Genomic DNA, 24,229 nt, shown 5'->3' on the forward strand with positions numbered 1-24,229 from the left:
CATGGCAGAGAAGCATACCGCCGATCCGGCAGAGATCATGCGGGCGACCGGTCATCCTGAGCTGGAATACGCCGCCGGCTGGACCATCGCCGGTCTGGTCACGATCGGCACCATCGTCGCCGCCTGGGTGTTCGCGATCTAGCCCATTGGAAACTGGAGCTCGAATGCCGCGCCGTCCTCGGTCGGCTTGAGCCTGATCGAGCCGCCATGGCTCGCCATCACCGCGCGCGCGATCGCGAGCCCCATCCCGGTGCCGCCCTGGTCGCGGCGGGTGGTGAAGAACGCGTCGAAGATCCTGTCGCGGTTCGGCGCCGAGATCGGATCGCCGTCATTGCTCACGGTCAGACGCAGGGTCGTGCGCTCGTCGATCGCCTCCAGCCTGATTGTCCCGGCGTTGTGCCGCATCGCATTGTCCGCGAGGTGCGACAGCACGATCAGCGCCTTCTCAGCCGACATGCCGATCATCAGGTCAAGGCTGCCGCTGGCCTCGATTGAGCTCGCTGGAAACCGGCTCCTGAGGTCGGCAATCACGGGCGCCAATTCGGTGCGCTCGTTTTGCGGCAGGCTTTCGGCACGCGCGAGTTCGCGCAGCCGCTGCGCCATCGCTTCCAGCCGATTTGTGTCGGACAGGATGTTGGCGATGAACGTCTCCTGCTCGGCCGGCGTCAGGCTCCCCGCTTTGCCCCGAACCGAATCCTGCAACAGCTCGGCGGCGCCCTTGATCGAGGTCAGCGGCGATTTCAGCTCGTGGGTGAGGTGGGCCGAGAAGGTCGCGATATAGTCCGAGCGCCGCGCCAGCTGCTCGGCCATGCCGAGGAAGCTGTGCGAGAGCTGCGCGAACTCGCGCGTACCGTAATGTCGGAGCGGCCTGAACGCCTCACGGTCGCCGCGGCCTATTCTGGTGGCGCGATCGATCAGTTCGCGCATCGGCAGCGTGATGGTGCGCGAGAATACGAGGCCGATCGCGATCGTGCCGAAAACCACAGCAAGCCCCGCCAGCACGAACTTGGCCCGCTCCTGATAGAGATGGTCGAAGATGTTGCTCGGCGTCCGCGTCGTGTAGATCACCCCCGCGACGCGGTTGTTGACGATGACAGGCATTGCCGAAAACACGTGGACGCCGAGGCCGCGGCTGAAGGAATAGATCGACGGCGGCGGCTTGTCGGGCACGCGGTTGCGCAAGGTGGCGCGGTATTGGCCGTGCAGCGCGTCCGCGACCTCCTCGATATGGGCGAGCGATTGCCCGACCTCCTGCCGCCCCGCGATCACCACGCCTTGAGGATCGAGGATGCGAAAGCCTGCCAGCGTCACCTTCTGGGTCTCGCGGATGATCGGCGTCAGCTTTGCGCCGATCTCGACATAGGCGGGTTGCGCCGGCCGGGCCGCCGCCAGCGCCTCGGGCCGCCGCCGCAGCAGGTCGTTGGCGGTGAGATCGAGCGCGGGGCGGATCGGGGTGACCTGGTCGCCGGGGTCGGGCAGCACGTTCGGTGGCACCTCGGCGCCGAGCGTGAGGCCGCTGTCGAGCCGCGCCGTGACCTCCTGCGCATAGATCGTCGCGAGCACGCGGCTCTGCGCGATCAGCTCGGCCTGGGTCTGGCGGATCAGCTGGTTGTCGTAGAGACGGAAGAAGAACAGGCCGACCAGCGGCAGCACGCCGACGGTCGCCAGCACCGTGAAGATCACGAGGGTAAGCGACGGCCGCCATTTGTCTGGCGCCGCGCTCATGCGTCCTTCTCGCAGCGGCCGAGCTTGAAGCCGACGCCGTGGATGGTCTCGATGACATTGTCGCAGGCTAGCGCCGCGAGCTTGGCGCGGATGTTGCGAATGTGGCTGTCGATGGTGCGGTCGGAGACCTGGATGTTGAGCTGGTAGGCGGCCCGCATCAGCTGCTCGCGATTGAAGACCGAGGTCGGCCGGGTCAGGAACGCGCGCAAGATGCCGAATTCGATCGCGGTCAGCTTCAGCGGCGTGCCGGCGAAGGACGCGACATGCTGCTCGGGATCGACCAGGAGGCCGCCTTGCGCAAGTGCTGACGGCCCGGCCTTGGCCTCGCCATTGCGGGGGCTGAGGCGGCGCAGGATGACGTTGACCCGCGCCACCAGCTCGCGCGGACTGAAAGGCTTCGTCACGTAGTCGTCGCCGCCGATCTCGAGGCCGAGGATGCGGTCGATCTCCTCGTCGCGCGCCGACAGGAACAGGATCGGCACGTCGGAGCCTTTGCGCACCTCGCGGCAGACGTCGAGGCCGTCGAACTCGGGCATGCCGATGTCGAGTACGATCAGGTCGGGCTTGTCGGCGGCAAAGCGGCTCAGCGCCTCCTTGCCGTCGCGCGCCTCGATCACGTCCATGCCGGCTTTCTTCAAGGCAACGCGGATGACCTCGCGGATGTGACCCTCGTCGTCGACGATGAGAATGCGGTGCGCCAAGAATCTCTCCGCTGCCTCGTTAGCCCGTCGGCCGAGCTTTCGCCAGCGCGTCCAGCCTGCGCTGGAGTCGCCAATTCCGGAAGCCCCAGCTCCGCCAAGCCAGATCCTGAAGCTGGACTTCTACAAGCCGATCGCGCCGCGACCCAAGGCAGTTGTCGTCCGACCGATGAGCGATGACCTTGTCGAGGGCAGGCAGCGCCTGCGGTCCAAGTGTGAAGAGGTAGTTGGCATCGATGTTCAAGCCCTTACCCGACATTTCGTTGCTGTGGCTCAGATTATAGTCGGCGATGAACGCATCGAAGTTCACCAGCGAGCAGCCATACAGCGTGATCGTTAACGCGATCAGATTGGCGCCGACAAGCCACCGGTTGGAGCGGTCGAGCGCGATGCGGGCGACAATCAGGATCAGCCCGAGCGCCACCAGCCCCATCCAGATGAAGGCTGCGATGCGCCAGTAGGTCAGCATGTAGATGTCAACGTAAAGGTCGAGGCGAAGGATGGCGGAGGCAACCAGCAGGACGTTCTGTCCCACCCAGAGATAGACCAGCGGCCGGACAATCTTCGATTTCTCCGCCGGACCGCCCGGCCGCATCGCCACCAGCACGAAGGCGGCGGCGAGGAGCGCGGTCGCGATCAGCGGATAGGCGCCGCGATGAGCATAGGCCGCATAGGTCAAATTGGCCGGCAGCGCGACATGGCCCCAGAGGTAGATGCCGTCGAGAATGGACTGTGCCGCGAACAGCAGATTGAACAGGATCAGCGAGCGCAGAATGGTGGAGGGGCCCAGGAACTCAGCCGAGACTTGGGACGGCAGTGGCGGCGGCACGGGGCCATCGACGATCGTCGTTGTGGCAATCGTCTTGCGCCGCCAGCGCACATGGATGGACGGCCAGACCAGCGCCAGCATCATGGTCCAGAACAGCACGCGCGGGATGCTGACATAGTCGAGGATGAGCTTTGGATTGAGCAGAGACACCCACTGCTCGATCACCGGATTGGCGGCCGCGAACAGCGCGACGAAGACGGTGCTCAGCACAGCAGGCATCAGCCAGAGTGCGATGCCGCGGGTGAACCCCGACATGCTGAAGATATGCAGCGCGTCGAGGAAGAACCTGAAGGGCCCGAGCAGGAAGAGGTTGCGCAGCGCGCGGGCACGTTCAGGGAGCCCGGTCGTTTCCGGATTGGTCGCGAGCAGGAGCGCAATCATTAGTGACGCGAGCAGGATCAGGAAGGACAGCGTGTTGACCTCCTCGATGGCCGGGACGAGGCCGGCGACGAGAATACTCCCGCCGATCGTGGCGCGCCGCAAATCCAGGGTCGTATGATTGAAGAGCGCCGATACCAAAGCCGTCGCGATCGCAAAGAGCGTCAGCGATAGCCCGATCCGCTGGCCGTAGAACAGCCAGTCGGCGAGCGCGGCGAGAACCAGCGCGAGGCCGACTTTGGGCGGAATCGAGGAAGGCCTGATCGGCTGGAGGTCCGAGGTGATCGTCGTAGCCAGGCTCGTCATGTCCGGAAGACCTTTCGTGATGGGCGGCATCACGAAGTTTGAACGTCGTTTGTGCAGAAGGCGGGATCGTCGTCTGCACGATTTCAGGAGTCTTTTGCAGATTATGTGCAGGCGCGCTTTTGGTCCTTACGCGGCGCGAATCGCTTTGATAGGTGCGATGCGTTCATCACCTTGGGCGTGACGCATCATGCAATTCCTCAATCGCATCGGTCTCATCCTACTCTGGTTGGCCGCGCCTCTCGTCGCATTTGCGGCCGCGAACAAGAACGATCCTTATCTGCTCGTGCTGCGGGGCGCCGGAAACATCGCGCTTGTCCTCACAAGCATCGTGATTGTGCTCATCCTGCTGCGTAGCGGGCGTTGGCGCACGATCGCCGGCCGGCTCCTTGTCATAGTCTGGTGCGTACCGCCGCTCCTGATGTCGGCGGCGCACCTGAAATTCGAACTGCGCAAGTACGATGTTCTTGCCGCCAGTGCGGCCGAGGCGCGTCAGCTCGGACCTCACTTCATGGTCGGTTATTCCTCCTTCCCGGAGATCGCGCGCCTTGCCGAGCAAGGATTGATCGGCGGCATCTACGTCACCCGGCACAACATCCGGGGGCGGACCGTGGAGGCGCTGCGTGCCGAGATCGCGGCGCTCCAGGACAAGCGGCGAGCCGCCGGCCTGCCGGCGCTGGTCGTCGCCGCGGACCAGGAGGGCGGCATCGTCGGGCATCTTGCGCCGCCGTTGACGAAGCTGCCGGCGCTGGCGACGCTTGCCGGGCTTGCCCCCGATGACCAGCAGGCCAAAGCGGCAGGGTTCGGCCGCATCCACGGACGTGAACTCGCCGGGCTCGGCGTCAACCTCAATCTTGCACCAGTGCTCGATCTCAAACCGCCGGTCCGGCGCAATCGCCTCGACTTTCACACACTCATCGGTCAGCGCGCGATTGCGACCGATCCGGCCGTCGTCGGCGCGATCGCGAGCGCTTATGTGCGTGGGCTGGAAGAATCCGGCGTCGGTGCCACGCTCAAGCATTTTCCCGGCATCGGCCGCGTTCGCACCGACACGCATCATTTCAGCGCCAATCTCGACACGCCGGTGAAGGAGTTGGAAGCAACCGACTGGCTTCCGTTCCGCGAGGTGCTGTCGCATTCGCGCAGCGCGCTCATGGTCGGGCACGTCACGCTCACGGCCGTCGATCCCGACCGAGCTGCCTCGCATTCGAAGCGCGTCGTCGAGGGGATCATTCGCGACAAATGGGGCTATCAGGGCGTCGTCATGACCGACGATCTCGTGATGGGGGCGATCTACCAGCACGACGTCTGCCGGGCCGTTGTCGAGGCTATCAACGCGGGCGTCGATCTGCTGCTGGTCGCCTATGACGGCGCGCAATTCTACCGGATTTTCGCTTGCGCCCTGGATGGATCGCGGCAGGGCAAGCTCGATACGGCGATGCTGAGCGCGAGCGAGGCGCGGCTCGCGCGGGGTTTCCCGTCCGAGCAGGCGCGAGCCGCCTCACGCCCCGTGAGCGTCGCCCGCCAAAACTAGCCCTTCGCGAACTGACGGTAGTCCGGCTCGCGATGAAACCAGAACTCGTAACCGGTGATGGCCTTCTGCATGGCGACATCGTGGATCGGCTGGTTGAGCGGGACGACGGGAACATCGCGCATGCAGAGCGCGATGAAATCCTTCACGGCCTTGTCGTACTCGGCAGCATCCGTGGTGAACCGTGCCTTGTCGATCAGCGCGTCCATTTCCTTGTTCTGGTAGGAGGAGATGTTGAAGATCGAATTGTTGCCGTGGAAATTCCAGTAGAAGTAGTATTCGGGATAGTCGAGCCAGCCGCTGAAGCGGTTGAGCGCCAGAGGCAGCTCTTTCTTGTTCAGCGTCGTGCGCCAGTTCGCGCCGGGGATCTTCTCGATCGCCGCCTTGATGCCGATCTTGGCGAGACTTTCCTGGATCAGGATCGCGGTCGGCTCGCCGACCGTGGCGGTGCCGGTGTCGAGCGACAACGTTGTCTCCAAGCCGCTTTCGAATCCCGCCTCCTTCATCAACGCTTTGGCCTTGTCGAGATCGGTGACGTAGGGAAACGCCTGCGGCCAGACCGGCTTTGAGACGTCTGCTGCTCCGCCATACATGGGAACGGCACGCCCGAAGAACGCGCTGTTCTGGATCTGCTCATACGGCATCGCCCAGGCGACGGCTTGGCGCAGCTTCACATTGTCGAACGGCGGCTTTGCCGTGTTGAGCGCGACGGACCAGAGCGCGTTCGGGATCGGCACGCCCGAAACCTTGACCTTACCCTCCTTGATGATCTGCTCGAAGTCACGCGGTGCAAAGCCGCTGGAAATGTCCGCATCACCCCGCTCCAGCATGGCGCGGCGGGTGCCGGCGGAAGGGACGTCGCGCGCGATCACGCGCCGGAGCTTCGGGAGAGGTCCGCTCTTCCAATCGTCGAAGCGCGCCAGCACGGTCTCGCTGCCCGGTTTCCAGCTTTCGATCCTGTAAGCGCCGCCGCCGGCCTCGTTGTTCCTGAGCCACGCCAGTGCCCACGGGTCTTCCGCCGTCGCGTTCTTTTTCGCAAGCTCCGAGTTGATGATGAAGGGCACGACCACCGCGACGTTGAACAGCAGCATCTTGTCCTTGCGCACATAGTCGATGCGGAAGGTGTGATCGTCGACCACGACAAACTGCTCGGGTTTTTCCAGCGATCCCGCCGACATCTGGAAGGTCGGAAAGCCGCCGACCTTCACCGCGCGGTCGAACGACCATTTGACGTCTTTCGCGGTGACCGCCGTGCCGTCGTGGAATTTCGCGTCCTTTCGCAATTTGAAAGTGCAGGACATGCCGTCGGCCGCAACCTCGAAGCTCTCGGCGAGTTCAGGCGCGAGCGTTTCGCGGTCATAGGACAGCGTGCCGTCGGGGAGCGTCTTGGAGGCGTAGCTCAGCAGGCGATCGTAGCAATTCCAGGACAGCCCGTTCACGGTTTGGTTGGAGCCGACGCCCTGCATGTCGAGCGAGTTCGGCCCGAGTTCCTGCACCACCAGCAGCGTCTCGCTGCGCCCTTGCGCCGTGGCAAAGCGCGGAGCGAGGGCGGTCATTCCGGCGAGGCCGAGGCCGCCGAGCACGCCGCGACGGTTTAGTTCGAATGATGATGCGCTCATGGGTGCCCCACTCTTGAGAAATTTGCACCATAAAGAGGCAAGGCGCATGCCATCGGCCGCGCTTCACGGCGTCGCATCCCGTGCGGATCTCAGTCCTACGGCGTCACCGCTCCGCGGCGCACGGCGCGCGGGGCGGTCAGCTCTTTCCAAGTGGAATTGGCGACATGCACCGGCGAGAACGCCGGGCGCTCGACATAATGGCCGTCACCGGCCTCGGCGCGCAGATCGCCATCCTTCCAGACGATTCGGCCGCGCGACAGCGTCGCCGCCGGTCCGCCGGTGCAGGAAAAGCCCTCGAACACGTTGTAGTCGATCCGGCTCATCTGCCGCTTCGCGCTGATGGTCCTGCTCGCCTTGGGGTCCCAAACCACGACATCCGCGTCCGATCCGACGGCGACCGCGCCTTTGCGCGGATAGATGTTGAGGATGCGGGCGATGTTCGCCGAGGTCACCGCGACGAACTCTTCCTTGGTCAGCCGTCCTGTTGCAACGCCCGCTGTCCACAGCAGCGCAAGACGATCTTCGAGGCCGCCGGTGCCGTTCGGGATCTTTCTGAAATCGCCGAGCCCGAATCGTTTCTGCTCGGTAGTGAAGGCGCAGTGGTCGGTCGCGACCACTTGCAGCGAGCCGGCTTGGAGACCGGCCCAAAGACTATCCTGATGCGACCTGTCGCGGAACGGCGGCGACATCACGCGCTGCGCGGAATGATCCCAATCCTTGTTCTGATATTCACCGGCGTCCAGCAGCAAGTGCTGGATCAGCGGCTCGCCATAGACGCGCTTGCCAGCTGCGCGTGCCCGCGCGATCGCCTCATGCGCTTCGCGGCAGCTCGTGTGTACGATGTAGACTGGCGTCCCCGTCATGTCGGCGATCATGATGGCGCGGTTGGTGGCTTCGCCCTCGACCTCCGGTGGCCGTGAATACGCGTGTCCCTCTGGCCCGGTGACACCGCGCGCGATCAGCGCCTCCTGCATCAGGGCGACGACGTCGCCGTTCTCCGCATGCACGACGGGCATGGCGCCGAGATGGGCGCAGCGGGCGAACGAGTTGTAGAGCTCGTCGTCGTTCACCATCAGCGCGCCCTTGTAGGCCATGAAGTGCTTGAAGGTGTTGATGCCGTAGGTTTTGACCACGGTCTCCATCTCGTCATGGATCTGCTTCGACCAGGATGTTACGGCCATGTGGAAGCCGTAGTCGGAGGCCGCCTTCTCGGATTTGTGCCGCCACTCCTGATAGGCCGCGAGCATCGACTGGCCGGGATCGGGCAGACAGAAATCCACCACCATGGTGGTGCCACCGGCCAGCGCCGCCTTAGTCCCTGATTCGAAATCGTCCGCGGTGACAGTGCCCATGAACGGCATTTCGAGATGGGTGTGCGGATCGATGCCGCCCGGGATGACGTAGGCGCCGCCGGCATCGATGATCTCGCTGCCGGTGGGCGCGTCGAGCGATTGCCCGACCGCGACGACGGTCGCGCCGTCGATTAGCACGTCCGCGCGGCGCGAATGATCATGATTGACGACGGTGCCGCCGCGGATGAGGAGGGGCATTGGATGCTCCGGAGAGGGAAGTGGACCTCGCGAAGCTAAGCGCGCTGCATGGGATGTGACAGGTGAAATTTTAGCCAGTCGCCGCCGACAGTTGAGCTGTGCGCTCTCAGCCTCTACGCCGCCCGCGCGATCAGCCCGTCGATCATCGCGCGCACCAAGCCCGCGATTTCCGCCCGAAGCGCCGGTAGCGGTACCGCGACCAGCTTCTGCTCCAGCCCCAGCGCCACCATGCCATGCACCGCCGAGAACAGGCTGCGCGCAGTGATGCCGAGCTCCTCCCGACCGCGTTTTGGAAACAGCGCGGCCAGCGGCTCGTGGACGTGGCGGAACAGCTGCATCTGGTCGTCGATGGACCAATCAGGAAGGGGCTTGTCGGCGTCCATGCGGTGCTCGAACAGAGCGCGCCACAGTTCGAGATTTTCCGCGGCGAAATCGCAATAGGCGAGGGCGATGCGGACCAGCCTCCCCTGCGGCGACGGCTCGCCCGCGCTTTCCGCCGTGCTCAGGGCCTGGTCGAGCCGAAGCAAAGTGCGCGAGCCCACGCGCAGGATCAGCTCGTCCACATCGGCGACGAGATTGTAGACCGCGCCGTTGGCGCAGCCGATCTCGCGGGCGAGATCGCGGGTTTTCAGGCCCGCCAATCCCTTCTCGGCGATCATTCGTTCCGCCGCCAAGATCAGATCGGATCGAAGTTTCTCTCTGCGTTCCAATGCCTTAGCCATTTGCAATCAAATTTCTGAGCGCTGCTCAAACATTTCTTGAACGAAGTTCAAGTTTCTTGCTACAAACAAACGTGAGCAGCGCTCATAACAGGGAGCCAACAATGTTCAAGACCGTAGTGACACTTTTCCGCGGCAGCGTGGCCGCCGCCGGCGAGGAGCTGGAAGACCGGACGGCCCTTCTGATCCTCGATCAACAGATGCGCGACGCGGCAGCCGCCCTCGAGCGTGGCAAACGGACCTTGGCGCTGGCGATCGCGCAGGACCAGCAAGAAGGTCGCAAGCTCGAGGCGACCGTCGCCCGCATCGCCGATCTCGAGACGCGCGCGGTTGCGGCGCTCGACGGCGGCCGCGAGGATCTCGCCAACGATGCCGCCGAAGTCATCGCAGGCCTGGAGGCCGATCGCGATGCAGCGCTGACGGCACGCGCCTTGTTCGCAACCGAGATTGCGCGGCTGAAGCGGCACGTCGCAAGCGCGCAAGCCCGCATCACCGAGCTCGACCGCGGCCGCCGCGTCGCCCGTGCCTCGGAAGCGGTGCGCTCGCTTCGCCGCAGCGGCATCGAGGCGGCACGCCCCTACGAATCCACGCTGCCGGAGGCGGAGAGCACTTTGAGGCGTCTTCGTGAGCGGCAGATGGAAGCCCAGGCCGCTGACGACGCGCTGGTCGAGCTCGACGCGGCCACCGGCCCGCGCGCCACCGCCGAAAAACTCGCCGAGCAGGGTTTTGGCCCCCGGCTCAAGACGACCGCAGACGACGTGCTGGCGCGGTTGAAGTCCAAGCGCACGCCGACTGTCTGATCCCAATCCCCATCATCATTCGAACCAACAGGAGACCATCATGAACCAGAATGGCCAGCCCCACAGCGGCGCCTGGGTGACCTTCACTTACGTGTCCTTTGCAGCCTCCGCCTTCCTCGTCGCCATCGGCATCTTCTTCCTGCCGATCGATTTCTGGATGAAGGGCTATCTCACCATGGGGGTTGTGATGCTGATCCAGACCTGCGTCACCCTGACCAAGACCATCCGCGACAATCACGAAAGCAGCCGGATGGTGAACCGCATCGAGGATGCCAAGGCGGAACGTCTGCTGATGGAAGTCTCCAAGGCCGCTTGACGGGCATAGACAATCCGCAAGGAAGCAGCGGAGCAATGCGCTCCGCGGCTTCGGCGCCGGAACGCAGTTCGCGACACCTCATATCGCGCCTGCGAAATGCAACAGAGCCATGACGATCGCGCGGGCGTGCGCTCTTGCGCAACCGCACGGGCAGGGGCAGTCTTCACAGGCGGCGCACAAGAACGCCGCCAATAAGATGTGCTTACAAGATCTCGGCGAGGAACCTCATGGCAGCGACGCGGATCGACTGCGACATCCACCCGGCGGTTGGTGGCACGCGCACGACGCTACTGCCCTATCTCAGCGATCACTGGAAAGAGCAGGTCGTGAGCCGCGCCATCGACGGGCTCGATCTCACCTCCTATCCGCCCAGCATGCCGCTAAGCGGCCGCGCCGACTGGCGTCCGGCGAACGGCACAAAGCCCGGTTCCGATCTCGCGATGGTGCAGAAGGGCGCGTTCGAGCAGTTGGGTGCCAGTCACGCGATCATCAACGTGCTCTATGGCGCGCAGGCCGTGTTCGACCCCTACATGGCGGCCGACTTCTGCAAGGCGATCAACGACTGGATCGCCACTGAGTGGCTGTCGCGCGATCCGCGCTTGCGTGCCTCGATCGTGGTGCCGATGCAGGACCCGGATCTGGCGGTCGAGGAGATCGAGCGCCGCGCCGGCGATCACCGCTTCGTCTCTATCCTCGTGCTGGCGCAGGGCGAGACGCTCTTGGGACGGCGGCATTTCTGGCCGGTCTATCGGCTCGCGGAAAAGTACAAGCTGCCGCTCGCGATCCACGCCGGCACGCAATATCGGCAGGCGCCGAGCTCGGCCGGATGGCCGTCGCACCGCTACGAATATTACTTCGTCGAGGCACAGGCATTTCAGGCGCAGATCTTGAGCCTGATCTATGAGGGCGTGTTCGGCAAGTTTCCGAATCTCAAAGTCGTGCTGATGGAATCCGGCGTGAGCTGGCTGCCGGCCTTCATGTGGCGAGCCAACAAGACCTGGCGCGGGGTGCGCGTCGAGGTGCCCTGGGTCGAGCGCGAGCCGGCTGCGATTATTCGCGACAATTTTCGCGTCACCATGCAGCCGTTCGATGCGCCGGGTGACGTCAGAAGCGTTGAGGAGATCATCGACCAGATCGGTTCTGAGAAGATGTTCCTGTTCGCGTCCGACTATCCGCATTGGCAGTTCGACGGCGACGATCCGATCCCGCCGAACCTGCCGAACAGCATCATCTCGAAGATGTGCGTGGACAACCCGCTGGAGACGTTTCCGCGGCTGTCGCTCGCTAACTGACCTTGGAGGTTTGCATGAGTGAGGTCATCGACCGCCCGCTGCGGGAAGACGAGAAGCCCGCCGCTTCGCGGCTGCGCATCGTCGATTGCGACGTCCATCCGAGTCTGCATTCGTTCGACGATCTCAACGAGTTCCTGCCAAAGCGCTGGCAGCAGCATCTGAAGGAATATGGCAGCCATTTGCGCACGCCCTATCTGTTCACCACGCCCTATCCGCGCTCTTCGCCGCTGATCGCGCGCCGCGATGCGTGGCCGCCGACGGGCGGGCCGCCCGGTTCGGATCTCGCCTTCATGCAGAAGCAGCATCTCGATCCGCTCGACGTTGAGTTCGGGATTTTGCAGGTGCTCGATCTCTTCATCTTCTCGCAGCAGAACCTCGAATTCGGCGCCGCAATCCAGCGTGCCATCAACGATTGGCAGCTGGCGTTCTGGTCGCATCGCGACCCGCGCCTGAAGGCTTCGATCCTGGTCGGGCAGGACGGTGTTGATCTCGCCATCGCCGAGATCGAACGCTGCGCGAAAATCGGCGAATACGTCCAGATCAACGTCTCGCCGCGCGCCAACGAGCCGCTGGGCCGTCGCCGCTACTGGCCGATCTACGAGCGTGCCCAGGAACTAGGTCTGCCGCTCGGCATCCATGTCGGCGGCTATGGCGGGCATGCGCCGACCGGTGGCGGCTGGCCGTCCTATTACGTCGAGGAACACCAGTCCAACGCGCACACCATTGCGGCGCAGCTTGCCAGTCTCGTGATCGAGGGTGTGCCGGAGCGTTTTCCGAAATTGAAGTTTGTCTTCATCGAGGGCGGCTTCGGTTGGATTCCGTCCGCGGTGTGGCGAATGGACCAGCATTTCGAGCGCTTCCGCAGCGAGGTGCCGCATCTCAAGCGCAAGCCGTCGGAATATGTCCGCGGGCATTTCTGGTTCACGACGCAACCGATCGACGAGCCTGACGAAGCCCGCCACCTGCGCTCTCTGATCGAATGGGTTGGCATCGATCGTCTCCTGTTCTCGTCGGACTATCCGCACTGGGATTTCGACGATCCGCGCTTCGCCTTCAAGACGCCGCTGACGGAGGCCGAGCGAAAGAAGATCTTCAGCACCAATGCCCGCGCGGTCTACAAGTTCTGAGAAGGTCTGCACGGTATGGCCCGTCACATCGTCGCGTCCACCTCGGAGATCCCACCCGGTGGCAACAAGGTGGTCGATGTCGCGGGCCGCGACATCGTCGTGTTCCACGTCCATGGCGAGTTCTTCGCGCTGCTGAACCGCTGCCCGCACGAAGGCGCGCCGCTGGAGAAAGCGGCGTGCGTGGCGCGGCTGACCTCGCCCGAGCCCGGCATCTATCAGCGCTCGCGCGTCGGCGAGATGCTGCGCTGTCCCTGGCACGGCTGGGAGTTCGACATGCGCAACGGCCAGTCGTGGTTCGATCCGAAGCGCGTCAAGATAAGGTCATATCCGGTCGCTGTGGAGCGCGGCGAGGAACTCCAGAAAGGCCCGTATGTTGCCGAGACCTTTCCGGTGCATGTCGAGGACAGCTACGTGATTGTGGAGGTCTGAGCAGCCGTTTCGGATTGTGATTTTGCCGCAGGTGGGATAAGCCTCGCCCGCATTTATGGCGGAGACGAGCTTTGTCGAAACAATCCCTGCGTGAGGAGGCTGAGCGCCTGATCCGCGAATCGATGGAAAAGAAAACCGTCGTCGTCAAGCAGGGTGATACCCGCATCGAGGCCGTCTGCGGTAAATGCGGCGCCCCGAACCGTGTGCAGGCGCCAAAGGGCCAGACCCGCATCAAGTTCGCCTGCAAGAATTGCGGGCATCAGCAAGAGACGCTGTAGAGCGCCCCCTGTGTAAACCCTCATCCTGAGGAGCCCGCCGGAAGCGGGCGTCTCGAAGGGTCGAGGGCCCCAACCGGGCCTGCATCGTTCGAGACGCGCGTTCCGCGCTCCTCACCATGAGGATCAAACAGCCTAATTCCCCTTCACGAACTTCGCGAATGCATCCGCATGGTCCGGATGCCAGCGTGACAGCGGCGGGCGGTTCTCCACGATGTCACCGGCGGCCCACAGCATGCGCTTTTCGTCGAGCGCGCGCGGGACGTCGTTGTCCGGGCACAGGATGTAGAAATCGCCGGCCTCCAGCCGCGCCAACATGAAATCCACGGTCTGCTCGGCCGTCCAGGCGCCGGCCGGCTTCTCTGTCCGGCCCTTCGCGGTAAGGGCCGTGAAGACGAAGCCGGGAATCAGCAGATGCGCGGTGATGCGGCAACCCGCAGTGTTCCGCAACTCGTGCTGCAGCGCTTCCGTAAAGGCCTTCACGCCGGCCTTGGAGACGTTGTAGGCGGGATCGCCGGGCGGGGTGGTGATGCCCTGCTTCGAGCCGGTGTTGATGATGAGCCCCGCCCTGCCGCGCGCGATCATGTTGGGCGCGAAGATGCGCGAGCCAGTGATGATGCCCCACATGTTGACGCCGATAATGCGCTGCCAATTGTCGGGTTCGCCGAACAACGTGCTGCCGGGCTGGATGCCCGCATTGTTCATGAGGATGTCGGTGCCGCCGAAGCGCTCGCGCACGGCGCGCTCGAGTTCCGCCACGCTCTCGGCCTTGCTGACGTCGATCGCGAAGGGCATCACATGTGTGGCGGACGTCAGGGATGAGAGTCTTGTTGCGGCGTCCGCCAGCCGCGTTTGATCCACATCGGCGATACACACTTTCATGCCGTTCCGCGCGAAGGCTGCTGCGGCGGCGAATCCGATGCCGGACGCACCGCCGGTGATCACGGCTACATTGTCTTTGACGATCGCGGGATGCGGCATGGTTCGGTCTCCGGGGGAGGGGCTCGGTCGTGACATAACACGACACTTGCGCGACCCTGCACAAGTCGGCATGGGAGGTCTTCGTTCCGCACCGACTTTGCGCCTCTCCTTTACGCCTGTCCGGCACCGCAGTATTCTATCGACCTAACGATCCCGCCCAGATCGAACCAATCAATCATTGACAGGGAGTTCAGCCATGGCTGTGTCGCAGGCTATTCCAATCACGCGCCACCCGTTCGCCAACGGGTCCTACAAGCAGATGCTGATCGACGGGAAGTGGGTCGATGCTGCCTCCGGCAAGCGCTTCGAGACCCATAACCCCGCGACCGGCGAACTGCTCGCAACCGTTGCCGAGGGCGACAAGGAAGATATCGACCGTGCGGTCGCTGCCGCTCGCCGCGCCTTCGAAGGGCCCTGGAGCAAGGTCAAGCCGTTCGAGCGGCAGAACCTGCTGCTGAAGCTTGCCGACCTCGTCGAGAAGAATTTCGACGAATTGTCGCAGCTCGACACGCTCGACATGGGCGCGCCGCTCAGCCGTACCCGCGCCTATCGTCTGCGCGCCGTCGGCATGTTGCGCTATTATGCCGGCCAGACCACAGCGATCCATGGCGAGACCATCGAGAACTCGCTGCCCGGCGAAATCTTCTCCTACACACTGAAGGAGCCGATCGGCGTCGTCGGCGCCATCATTCCCTGGAATGGTCCGCTGACCGCGACGATCTGGAAGATCGGCCCGGCGATCGCGACCGGCTGCACCGTCGTGCTCAAGCCCGCCGAAGAAGCGCCGCTGACGTCGCTGCGCATCGCCGAGCTCGCGATGGAAGCGGGCGTCCCGCCCGGCGTCATCAATGTCGTGCCTGGCTTTGGCGAGACCGCGGGCGCGGCGCTTGCCGCACATCACGACGTCGACAAGGTTGCCTTCACCGGCTCGCATGTCACGGGCCAGTCGATCATTCGCGCCTCGGCCGGCAACCTCAAGCGTGTCTCGCTCGAGCTCGGCGGCAAGTCGCCGGACATCGTGTTCGCGGACGCCGATCTCGATGCCGCCGTGCCGGGCGCCGCGATGGCGGTGTTCGCCAATTCGGGGCAAATCTGCAGCGCCGGCACCCGGCTGTTCGTCGAGCAGTCGATCTACGAGGAGTTCGTCGGCCGCGTCGCCGAGTTCGGCAAGAAGCTGCAAGTGGGCAACGGTCTCGACCCCAACACCCAGATCGGACCGCTGGTGTCCGAGCAGCAGCTCGAGCGCGTCACCAGCTATCTCGACATCGGCCAGAAGGAAGGCGCCAAGGCGCTCGCCGGCGGTGGCCGCGTCACCGAAGGCGCGCTTTCAAAAGGCTTCTTCGTCTCGCCGACGGTGTTCGCGGGCGTCCAGGACAATATGCGGATCGCGCAGGAGGAGATCTTTGGACCCGTCATCTCCGCGATCGCATTCAAGGACATGGACGAGCTGGTCAAGCGCGCCAACGCCACCACGTTCGGTCTCGGCTCGGGCCTGTGGACACGGGACGTCAGCAAGGCGCATGCGGTTGCGAAGCGCCTGCGCGCCGGCTCGGTGTGGGTGAATTGCTACCAGGCGATGGACCCGGCAGTCCCCTTCGGCGGCTACAAGATGAGCGGCTACGGCCGCGAATCCGGCAAGCAGCACGTCGAGGAATATCTCAACGTGAAGGCGGTGTGGATCAAGACGGGCTGAGGTCTGTTCTCTTCGCGGATTCCGTGGCAGGGAATATCTGCTTTTGTGGGGGCGGCGCCTTTTCGGGTGGCCGCCCCTCGCTATATGACGCGCATCCTTCCTTAGCCATTCTGGAACCAGCATGAAATTCGAGGCGTTGTTTCAACCGTTGCAGGTCGGTCCGTACAAGCTCGCGCATCGCGTCGCGATGGCGCCATTGACGCGCATGCGGGCCGAGCGCGAGAGCTTTTCGCCGCGGCCGCTCAACGCCGAATATTACGGTCAGCGCGCCACTCAAGGCGGCCTGATCATCGCCGAGGCCTCGCCCGTGCTCTCGCACGGCCGCGGCAATCCGGCGACGCCTGGCATCTATTCGGAGACGCAGATCGCGGGCTGGCGCAAGGTGGTCGACACCGTGCACGCCAAGGGCGGCATCATCTTTCTCCAGCTCTGGCATGTCGGCCGCGTCTCGCATTCCTCCTTCCACGGCGGGGAGCTGCCGGTCTCGGCCTCGGCGATCCCGATCAGGGCCGAAGGCATGAAGGCAATGACCGCCGACGGCAAGATCTCCGACTACGAGACGCCGCGCGCGCTGGACACGGACGAGGTCAAGGGCATCGTCGAGGCGTTCAGGCGGGGCGCGAAGAACGCGTTGGCCGCCGGGTTCGACGGTGTCGAGATCCACGGCGCCAACGGCTATCTGCTCGAGCAATTCCTGCAATCACGCAGCAACCAGCGCACCGATCAATATGGCGGTTCGATCGAGAACCGCGCGCGGCTTCTGCTCGAAGTGACCGAGGCCGCGATCGAGGTCTGGGGCGCGGGCCGCGTCGGCGTGCGGCTGTCGCCCCACGGCATTGCCAATGATTCCGGCGAGCCCGATCCGATGCCGCTCTACACGCACGTGGTCAAGGCGCTTGACAAGCTCGGTCTAGCCTATCTGCATTTCATCGAACCGCGCTCCAGCGGCTCGGGGCGCGCAGAAGTCAATTGGCAGAACGTGCCCTCGGCGATGCTGCTGTTCCGGCCGCTCTACGGCGGCGTGCTGATGACGGCCGGTGGCTTCAGCGGCGAAACCGCGAATGCGGCGATCGCCGATGGCCACGCCGACCTCATCGCCTTCGGCCGCATCTTCATCTCCAACCCCGATCTGCCGCGGCGCCTGCAGCACGATTACCCTCTCACGCCGTATAACCGTACGACATTCTATGGTGGCGAGGAGAAGGGCTATACGGATTATCCCGTGTATGACGAACTGACGCCGGTCTGACACTGCTGTAGCCCGGATGAGCGAAGCGATATCCGGGGTCTTCACCCAAGCTCTGGTCTTCCCGGATGTCGCTTCGCTCATCCGGGCTACGGAGTTATTGTGTTGCCCCGACGGACACCACGAATTTCGTCATTGCGAGCGATGGGGGAAGTGCTATGGCCAAAGCCGCAGCCGCCGCAGGTATAGCCACCGGGCAATGCCTCTGCGGCAAGGTCACCTTCGAGATCGACGTGCCCGCACGCTGGGCCTGGCACGATCACTCCGCCGCCAGCCGTCGCGCCCACGGCGCCGCCTATGCAACCTATGTCGGAAGCTGGAAGAAGCGGTTTCGCATCACCGCAGGCAAGACGGCGCTGACCCGCTACGAGGACAAGGCAACGAAGACCGCGCGCAGCTTCTGCGCGCATTGCGGCACGCCGATCACGTACGAGCGCCCGCGCGGGCCGCATATGGTCAACATCCCCCGTGCGCTGTTCAGGGAACGCACCGGCCGCCAGCCGCTCTATCACATCGCCATCGAAGAGCTGCAGGAATGGGCCTATACCGGCGAGCCGCTGGTGCCGTTGAAAGGTTTTCCCGGTGTGGTCTGGCAGCGCTCGAAAAAGAAGAAGCGGGCGGGCGGGGAGGATCCGTTCGAGCTGGGGCGCGAGGAGATGTAGCGCCCGCCCACGCAACGCAGCCATGACTGCGCTTCCTTGCGCGCCTCCCGCGATTTCGGCCATCATGCGCCCGTCCTTGCGGCAACGTCCGCCTCTGGAGGAAGCATGAAGAACAAGATCACCGGCCGCTCCGCCTTTCTCGCGTTGCTCAAGGACGAGGGCATCACGCATCTGTTCGGCAATCCCGGCACCACCGAGCTGCCGATCATGCATGCGCTGAAGGACCATCCTGATCTCACCTATGTGATGGCGATGCAGGAGAGTCTGGTGGTGGCGATCGCGGATGGCTACAGCCGCGCCTCCGGAAAGCTCGTCGCCTGCAACGTCCATGTTGCGCCCGGCCTCGGCAACGCGATGGGCTCGCTCTACAACGCCCAGTTCACGGGCACGCCGATGATCCTGACCGCGGGTCAGCAGGAGCAGGGCCACGGCCTGATGGAGCCGGTGCTGTACGGACCGCTGGTCCGCATGGCCGAGCCGCTGGTGAAATGGGCGGTCGAGGTGACGCGCCTCGAGGATCTGCCGCGCATCGTGCGCCGCGCCGCCAAAGTCGCGACCACGCCGCCGACCGGGCCGGTGTTCATTTCGTTGCCCGGCGACATCCTCAACAGCGAGGCCGGGATCGATCTCGGCCGCTCCACCCGCATTGATGCCCGCACAAGGCCATCGGATGAGGCACTAAACGCGTTCGCCGCGCGGCTGCTCAGGGCCGAGCGTCCCGTGATCGTCACCATGGACGAGGTGGTGAAGAGCGACGCGCTGAAGGAGGCCGCCGAACTCGCCGAGGTGCTCGGTGCGGCTGCCTACCAATCCTCGACGCCCTATGGCTCGCACTTCGTCTCGGAGAGCCCGAGCTTCGTCGGCACGTTGGCACGTGTCCAGAAAGTCGCGCGCAACACGCTTGCGGCCTACGACCTCTTGATCGCGCTCGGCGGCGATCCCTTGCGAATGTCGGTCTACAGCGAGGTCGATGCGCTGCCGGAGGGCCTTGGCATCGTGCAGATCGGCCTCGGCGATTGGGAGATCGCCAAGAATTACGGTGCCGAGATCGCGCTGAAGGCGGATTTGAAGGAAACGCTGCGCGCGCTGATCCCGGTGCTGAAGGAGATGGGCGGCGCTGCCCTGGCGCAACGTGCGAAGCAACGTCTCGCCGAGCTTGCGCCGAAGAACTGGACCGCGCGGCGCACCGCGCTGGTCGAGCAGATCGGCAAGGCCGCGGACCGCAGCCCCATCGATCCGGACTGGCTGGTGCTGCAAATGGTGGAGGCCATGCCCGCCAATGCCATCCTCGTCGACGAAGGCCTCACCTCGAGCCGCCAGATCACGGCGCTCCGTGCGCACCGCGACCGCTTCGGCTATCACGGCCTTGCCTCGGGCGGCATTGGCTGGGGCCTGCCGGCCTCCGTCGGCGCCAGCATCGCCAATCCCGATCGCCCCGTGGTCTGCTTCTCCGGCGACGGCAGCGCGATGTATTCAATCCAGTCGCTGTGGACGGCAGCGCATCACAAGCTGCCGCTCAATGTGGTCATTGCCAACAATGGCGGCTATCGCATCATCAAGCAGCGTCTGCTCGCCTTCCATGGCGACGACAATTACGTCGGCATGGATTTTGTCGATCCGCCGGTGGATTTCGCGGGCGTGGCGAAGGCACTGGGATGCGAGGCGATCAAGGTCAGCGATCCCCGCGAGTTGAAGGCGACGCTGGCGTCGGCGTTTGGCCGGCCGGGGACGAAACTGATCGAGGTGATGGTGGACGGGAAGGTGTGAGGCAGCGTCACTTGAGGCGCTGATGCCCGCCACGTTCTCAGTCGTCATCACCCGCGAAGGCGGGTGATCCAGTATTCCAGAGGCGGCGGTGATTGAGTCGAGACGCTGCGGCGTACTGGATGCCCCGGTCAAGCCGGGGCATGACAGCGTACCTTAAGACGCTACCCCTTCCTCCCCACCCTGAACCCCGCCGCCGGATGCGGCGCCCCCAGCCTTGCACGCCCGTCACCGAACAGCTTCTCGCGCAGTGTGCCCGGCGCGTACTCCGCCTTGTACCGCCCACGGCGCGTCAGCTCCGGCACCAGCATATCGGCGATGTCCTCGAAATCGCCAGGTGAGATCGCGAAGGCGACGTTGAGACCGTCGACATCGGTCGCCTCGAACCACGCCTCGATCTTGTCCGCGACCATCTCCGGCGTGCCGACCACGACGGGGCCGGCGCCGCCGACGCCGACATGCTCGATGACGTCGCGCACGGTCCAGACGCGATCGGGATCGGCGCGGGTGACGTTATCGAGTGCGCTGCGACCGGCGTCGTTCTGGACATGACGCACCTGCTGGTCGAGCTCGTAGCCGGAGAAGTCGATTCCGGTCCATCCCGACATCAGCGCCAGCGCGCCCTCCGGGCTGATGTGGCGGCGATAGTCGGCATATTTTTCGTTCGCCTCGGCCTCCGTCCGCCCGAGGATGATCGTCATCATCGAGAACATCAGGATTTCCGCCGGATTGCGGCCGAACGCGGCGGCCTCCTGACGGATCGCCGACACGCGCGGCGCGATCACCTTGGCCGACGGTCCCGACATGAACACGCATTCGGCGTGCTGTGCTGCGAACTTCCGTCCGCGCGGCGAGGTGCCGGCCTGGTACAGCACCGGCGTGCGCTGCGGCGACGGTTCGCTGAGATGAATGGTGTTGTTGATGCGCCAGTTCGCGCCCTCGTGGTTGACGCGATGAACTTTTGAGGGATCGGTGAAGATGCCGCGCGTGCGGTCGCGCAGCACGGCGTCGTCTTCCCAGCTCCCTTCCCAGAGCTTGTAGACGACCTCCATATATTCGTCCGCGATCTCGTAGCGGTCGTCGTGCCCGATCTGCTTGTCCTTGCCGGCGCCGCGCGCGGCGCTGTCGAGATAGCCGGTGACGACATTCCAGCCGATACGTCCCTCGGTGAGATGATCGAGCGTCGACATCCGCCGCGCGAACGGATAGGGCGGCTCGAAGGAGAGATTGCTGGTGACGCCGAAGCCGAGATTCTGCGTCACCGCAGCCATTGCCGACAGCAGCAGCAGCGGATCGTTCGAGGGCGACTGGGCCGCGTTGCGCAAGGCTGCGTCAGGACTGTTGCCGTAGACGTCATAGACGCCGAGCACGTCGGCCAGGAACAGCCCGTCGAAACGGCCGCGCTCCAGCGTTTTGGCAAGATCGATCCAGTAGGGCAGGCGGGTATATTCGGCAGTGCGGTCGCGCGGATGGGTCCAAAGGCCCGGTGACTGGTGCGCGACGCAATTCATCGCAAATGCATTGAGCCTGATCTGCTTGGCCATGATGGTCCCCCGGGCGCCCTGTACCGGGCACTCTTCGAATGATAGAGCTGCGCCCGAACTTGGCGAAGTTCTTGCATATAGCGCGACGTTGGCAAGGCCAAAATCAGCGGCGCTGCCGCGCTTGGCAAGCCAATCTCAAGAGAGCAAGAACGAAATCCCAAGACTATCGAAGTCCCCGCCACTTTCGGAGGCCTGCCCGTATCGGGTATGCTCCTTCGTCTCGCAACCTAAAAAAGAAAATAATGACCAGAGCCGATGCCATCGCCCGCGCCCGTGACGATTTCAAATCCGGCGCGTTCCTCGCTGAACTCGACCGTCGCGTCGCCTATCGGACCGAGAGCCAGAATCCGAACCGGAGCGTCGAGCTGCGCGCCTATCTGGAACAGGAGATGGTGCCCGCTTTCGCCGCGCTCGATTTCGAAAGCCGGATGATCGAATCTCCCAGCGGCAAGGCGCCGTTCCTGTTCGCCGAACACCGCGAGAGCGAGACGGCGCCGACCGTGCTGATCTACGGCCATGGCGACGTCGTCGACGGCATGGAAGGCGAGTGGCGCGACGGCCGCGATCCCTGGCGCACCACCGTTTCGGGCACACGTCTTTACGGTCGCGGCACCGCCGACAACAAGGGCCAGCACAGCATCAACATGGCCGCACTCCGCGCGGTGCGCGAGGCCCGCGGCGGCAAGCTCGGCTTCAACGCCAAGTTCATCATCGAGATGGGCGAGGAGATCGGCTCGCCGGATCTCGGCAAGGTCTGCGATCTCCATCGCGATGCGCTCAAGGCCGATCTGTTCATGGCCTCCGACGGGCCGCGCCTGTCCGCCGACCGTCCGACCCTGTTCCTCGGCTGCCGTGGCGGCATCCGCATTCATCTCGATGTGAACCTTCGCGACGGCGGCCATCACTCTGGCAATTGGGGCGGCGTGCTCGCCAACCCCGCGACCATTCTGGTCAACGCGATCTCGACGCTGGTCGACGGCCACGGCCGCCTTCAGCTGGACGCGCTGAAGCCGCCGCGCCTCACCAACCAGATCCGCAGCTATCTTGCGGACGTGCAGGTGGTGCCGACCGAGGACGAGCCGGCGTTAGCCGAGAACTGGGGCGAGGAGGGTCTTTCGGCGGCCGAGCGGCTCTATGCCTGGAACACGCTCGAAGTGCTGGCGATGTCGTCGGGCAATATCGAGAAGCCGGCCAACGCCATTCCCGGCCACGCCAATGCCGTGCTGCAACTGCGTTTCGTGGTCGGCACCAAGATCGATGGGCTGATCGAGGCGGTTCGCGCGCACCTGGTGCAGAAGGGCTTTCCGATGGTCGAGGTCCGGGCGGCGCAGAGCTTTGCCGCCTCGCGCACGGATTTCGACAGCCCTTGGATCACATGGGCGGCGGATTCGGTGCGCCAGACCACCGGCAAAGTGCCGGCGGTGCTGCCGAATTTCGGCGGCTCGTTGCCCAACGACGTGTTCTCCGAGATATTGGGCCTGCCGACGATCTGGGTGCCGCACTCCTATCCCGGCTGCTCCCAGCATGCGCCCAATGAGCACATCCTGCTGCCATTGACCGAAGAGGCCTTGACGGTGATGGCCGGCCTGTTCTGGGATCTCGGGGAATTGCCAAGCGCGCTAACAAGACCGCTAACGCGCCCGCCGGCCTGAGCCGTTAACCGGAGCCGCGATCCAGCCAAAAGTCACATTCTATTCCAACCCAATTTGTGCTTGCATCCCGCCGGCATCATCCTGAAAGGGGACCAAAAAGTGAAACATTTCCGTAGCATCGGCCTCGCGCTCGCCGCGACCTTCGCTGTCAGCCAGGCCGGGGCCGAGGAGCTCACCGGCACGCTGAAGAACATCAAGGACACCGGCGCCATTACGCTCGGCTTCCGCGACTCCTCGATCCCGTTCTCCTATCTCGACGACAACCAGAAGCCCATCGGGTTCGCGATGGACATCTGCTACAAGATCGTCGACGCCGTGAAGAAGGAGCTCAAGCTCGACAAGCTCGAGGTCAAGCTCAACCCGGTGACTTCGGCGACCCGTATTCCGCTGATGGCGAACGGCACCATCGACCTCGAATGCGGTTCGACCACCAACAACGCCGAGCGCCAGAAGCAGGTCGCCTTCACCAACACCCATTATTTGACCGCCAGCCGCTACGTCTTCAAGAAGTCGAGCGGCCTGAAGTCGATCGACGATCTCAAGGGCAAGACCGTGGTCTCGACCGCCGGCACCACCAACATCAAGCAGCTCACCGAAGCCAATGTTGCGAAAGGCCTCGGCGCCAACATCATCCCGGCCAAGGACCACGCCGAATCCTTCCTGATGGTCGAGACCGATCGTGCCGTCGCCTTCGTGATGGACGACATCCTGCTCGCGAGCCTCGTAGCCGGCTCGAAGTCGCCCGACGACTACGTCATCTCCAAGGACGCGTTCTCCAAGCCTGAGCCCTACGGCATCATGCTGCGCAAGGACGACGCGCCGTTCAAGAAGGTGGTCGATGCGGCGACCGCCGCGCTCTACACCTCTGGCGAAGGCCAGAAGATCTACGACAAGTGGTTTACCCAGAAGATCCCGCCGAAGGGTCTGAATCTCAACACCCCGATCTCGGCCGAGCTGAAGAACGAGTTCGCCAAGCCAACCGACTCGCCGAACCCGGACGATTATAAGTAAGCTATAACCGCGATCTTTCGATCCGGATCGTGTCCGGCCATCTTGACTCCAAGGTGGCCGGACATTTGCATAGGCGCCGGGACAT

At 64.2% G+C, this 24,229-nt stretch carries 22 protein-coding genes; 14 read left to right on the forward strand and 8 right to left on the reverse strand.

The features are described 5' to 3' along the window. Position 1: 1 nt before the first annotated feature. The gene (locus FXB41_RS06580; RefSeq protein WP_007597071.1) at positions 2 to 142 is read left to right on the forward strand and encodes a hypothetical protein; all 141 of its coding nucleotides are present in this window, start codon (positions 2 to 4) and stop codon (positions 140 to 142) included. Here FXB41_RS06580 and FXB41_RS06585 read toward each other — a convergent pair. Genes FXB41_RS06585 through FXB41_RS06595 form a run of 3 tightly spaced genes read right to left on the reverse strand, consistent with a single transcriptional unit; the run spans position 139 to position 3,936 of the window. Then, positions 139 to 1,725 (reverse strand): ATP-binding protein, encoded by a 1,587-nt coding sequence (locus FXB41_RS06585; RefSeq protein WP_219680683.1) that lies wholly within the window; start codon positions 1,723 to 1,725, stop codon positions 139 to 141. The genes FXB41_RS06580 and FXB41_RS06585 overlap by 4 nt on opposite strands. Continuing rightward, positions 1,722 to 2,426 carry a response regulator transcription factor gene (locus tag FXB41_RS06590; RefSeq protein ID WP_219680686.1) on the reverse strand — a complete coding sequence of 235 codons (705 nt, stop codon included), beginning with the start codon at positions 2,424 to 2,426 and terminating at the stop codon, positions 1,722 to 1,724. Before FXB41_RS06590 ends, FXB41_RS06585 begins: the two co-directional genes overlap by 4 nt. A 19-nt stretch (positions 2,427 to 2,445) precedes the next feature. Then, a complete protein-coding gene (locus FXB41_RS06595) occupies positions 2,446 to 3,936 on the reverse strand; it encodes a DUF4153 domain-containing protein (protein ID WP_219680689.1) in 1,491 nt (496 codons plus the stop codon). 187 nt (positions 3,937 to 4,123) lie between these two features. On the opposite strand from FXB41_RS06595, the gene FXB41_RS06600 reads away from it, so the two are divergent. Then, complete coding sequence (locus tag FXB41_RS06600) at positions 4,124 to 5,467, forward strand: glycoside hydrolase family 3 N-terminal domain-containing protein (RefSeq protein ID WP_219680691.1); 1,344 nt, start codon at positions 4,124 to 4,126, stop codon at positions 5,465 to 5,467. Here FXB41_RS06600 and FXB41_RS06605 read toward each other — a convergent pair. The 3 genes from FXB41_RS06605 to FXB41_RS06615 all read right to left on the reverse strand — a co-directional run bounded on the left by FXB41_RS06605 (position 5,464) and on the right by FXB41_RS06615 (position 9,355). After that, positions 5,464 to 7,083, reverse strand: a complete 1,620-nt coding sequence (locus FXB41_RS06605) for an ABC transporter substrate-binding protein (protein ID WP_219680692.1) — start codon at positions 7,081 to 7,083, stop codon at positions 5,464 to 5,466. The genes FXB41_RS06600 and FXB41_RS06605 overlap by 4 nt on opposite strands. Before the next feature lie 95 nt (positions 7,084 to 7,178). Beyond that, positions 7,179 to 8,633 (reverse strand): dihydropyrimidinase, encoded by a 1,455-nt coding sequence (gene hydA / locus FXB41_RS06610; protein ID WP_007597060.1) that lies wholly within the window; start codon positions 8,631 to 8,633, stop codon positions 7,179 to 7,181. A gap of 113 nt (positions 8,634 to 8,746) precedes the next feature. Then, positions 8,747 to 9,355 (reverse strand): TetR/AcrR family transcriptional regulator, encoded by a 609-nt coding sequence (locus tag FXB41_RS06615; RefSeq protein WP_007597053.1) that lies wholly within the window; start codon positions 9,353 to 9,355, stop codon positions 8,747 to 8,749. A 101-nt stretch (positions 9,356 to 9,456) separates the two neighbouring features. Between FXB41_RS06615 and FXB41_RS06620 the strand changes: the two genes are divergently transcribed. The 6 genes from FXB41_RS06620 (at position 9,457) to FXB41_RS06645 (ending at position 13,594) form a co-directional block, all read left to right on the forward strand. Beyond that, positions 9,457 to 10,152 (forward strand): PspA/IM30 family protein, encoded by a 696-nt coding sequence (locus FXB41_RS06620; RefSeq protein ID WP_007597052.1) that lies wholly within the window; start codon positions 9,457 to 9,459, stop codon positions 10,150 to 10,152. 40 nt (positions 10,153 to 10,192) lie between these two features. Next, complete coding sequence (locus tag FXB41_RS06625) at positions 10,193 to 10,468, forward strand: YiaA/YiaB family inner membrane protein (protein WP_007597050.1); 276 nt, start codon at positions 10,193 to 10,195, stop codon at positions 10,466 to 10,468. A gap of 227 nt (positions 10,469 to 10,695) precedes the next feature. Next, positions 10,696 to 11,760 (forward strand): amidohydrolase family protein, encoded by a 1,065-nt coding sequence (locus tag FXB41_RS06630; RefSeq protein WP_007597048.1) that lies wholly within the window; start codon positions 10,696 to 10,698, stop codon positions 11,758 to 11,760. Between the two features lie 14 nt (positions 11,761 to 11,774). Continuing rightward, positions 11,775 to 12,887, forward strand: a complete 1,113-nt coding sequence (locus FXB41_RS06635) for an amidohydrolase family protein (protein ID WP_007597047.1) — start codon at positions 11,775 to 11,777, stop codon at positions 12,885 to 12,887. A gap of 15 nt (positions 12,888 to 12,902) precedes the next feature. After that, positions 12,903 to 13,316 carry a Rieske (2Fe-2S) protein gene (locus FXB41_RS06640; protein WP_007597046.1) on the forward strand — a complete coding sequence of 138 codons (414 nt, stop codon included), beginning with the start codon at positions 12,903 to 12,905 and terminating at the stop codon, positions 13,314 to 13,316. 71 nt (positions 13,317 to 13,387) lie between these two features. Next, on the forward strand, positions 13,388 to 13,594 hold the full coding sequence (locus FXB41_RS06645) for a hypothetical protein (RefSeq protein ID WP_007615092.1): 207 nt from the start codon (positions 13,388 to 13,390) through the stop codon (positions 13,592 to 13,594). A 132-nt stretch (positions 13,595 to 13,726) separates the two neighbouring features. Here FXB41_RS06645 and FXB41_RS06650 read toward each other — a convergent pair whose 3' ends face one another. Further along, positions 13,727 to 14,572 (reverse strand): SDR family NAD(P)-dependent oxidoreductase, encoded by an 846-nt coding sequence (locus FXB41_RS06650; RefSeq protein ID WP_007597044.1) that lies wholly within the window; start codon positions 14,570 to 14,572, stop codon positions 13,727 to 13,729. A gap of 196 nt (positions 14,573 to 14,768) precedes the next feature. On the opposite strand from FXB41_RS06650, the gene FXB41_RS06655 reads away from it, so the two are divergent. The 4 genes from FXB41_RS06655 to FXB41_RS06670 all read left to right on the forward strand — a co-directional run bounded on the left by FXB41_RS06655 (position 14,769) and on the right by FXB41_RS06670 (position 19,940). Then, the gene (locus tag FXB41_RS06655) at positions 14,769 to 16,265 is read left to right on the forward strand and encodes an aldehyde dehydrogenase family protein (RefSeq protein WP_007597043.1); all 1,497 of its coding nucleotides are present in this window, start codon (positions 14,769 to 14,771) and stop codon (positions 16,263 to 16,265) included. A gap of 121 nt (positions 16,266 to 16,386) precedes the next feature. Next, positions 16,387 to 17,514, forward strand: a complete 1,128-nt coding sequence (locus FXB41_RS06660; protein WP_219680695.1) for an alkene reductase — start codon at positions 16,387 to 16,389, stop codon at positions 17,512 to 17,514. Between the two features lie 155 nt (positions 17,515 to 17,669). Then, on the forward strand, positions 17,670 to 18,173 hold the full coding sequence (locus FXB41_RS06665) for a GFA family protein (protein WP_007597039.1): 504 nt from the start codon (positions 17,670 to 17,672) through the stop codon (positions 18,171 to 18,173). Between the two features lie 105 nt (positions 18,174 to 18,278). Next, positions 18,279 to 19,940, forward strand: coding sequence for a thiamine pyrophosphate-binding protein (locus FXB41_RS06670; RefSeq protein ID WP_219680699.1), 1,662 nt, complete (start codon positions 18,279 to 18,281; stop codon positions 19,938 to 19,940). Positions 19,941 to 20,101: 161 nt separating this feature from the next. On the opposite strand, the gene FXB41_RS06675 is transcribed toward FXB41_RS06670, so the two are convergent. After that, a complete protein-coding gene (locus tag FXB41_RS06675) occupies positions 20,102 to 21,481 on the reverse strand; it encodes an LLM class flavin-dependent oxidoreductase (protein ID WP_007597036.1) in 1,380 nt (459 codons plus the stop codon). A 242-nt stretch (positions 21,482 to 21,723) separates the two neighbouring features. Between FXB41_RS06675 and FXB41_RS06680 the strand changes: the two genes are divergently transcribed. Together FXB41_RS06680 and FXB41_RS06685 are read left to right on the forward strand one after the other, a co-directional pair. Beyond that, entirely contained in the window at positions 21,724 to 23,133 is a 1,410-nt protein-coding gene (locus FXB41_RS06680; RefSeq protein ID WP_219680702.1) for a M20 family metallopeptidase, read from the forward strand. A 99-nt stretch (positions 23,134 to 23,232) separates the two neighbouring features. Then, entirely contained in the window at positions 23,233 to 24,144 is a 912-nt protein-coding gene (locus FXB41_RS06685) for an amino acid ABC transporter substrate-binding protein (RefSeq protein ID WP_035995282.1), read from the forward strand. The last annotated feature ends 85 nt before the right edge of the window (positions 24,145 to 24,229 follow it).

It is taken from the genome of Bradyrhizobium canariense (genome assembly GCF_019402665.1).
Taxonomy (GTDB): Bacteria; Pseudomonadota; Alphaproteobacteria; order Rhizobiales; family Xanthobacteraceae; genus Bradyrhizobium; species Bradyrhizobium canariense.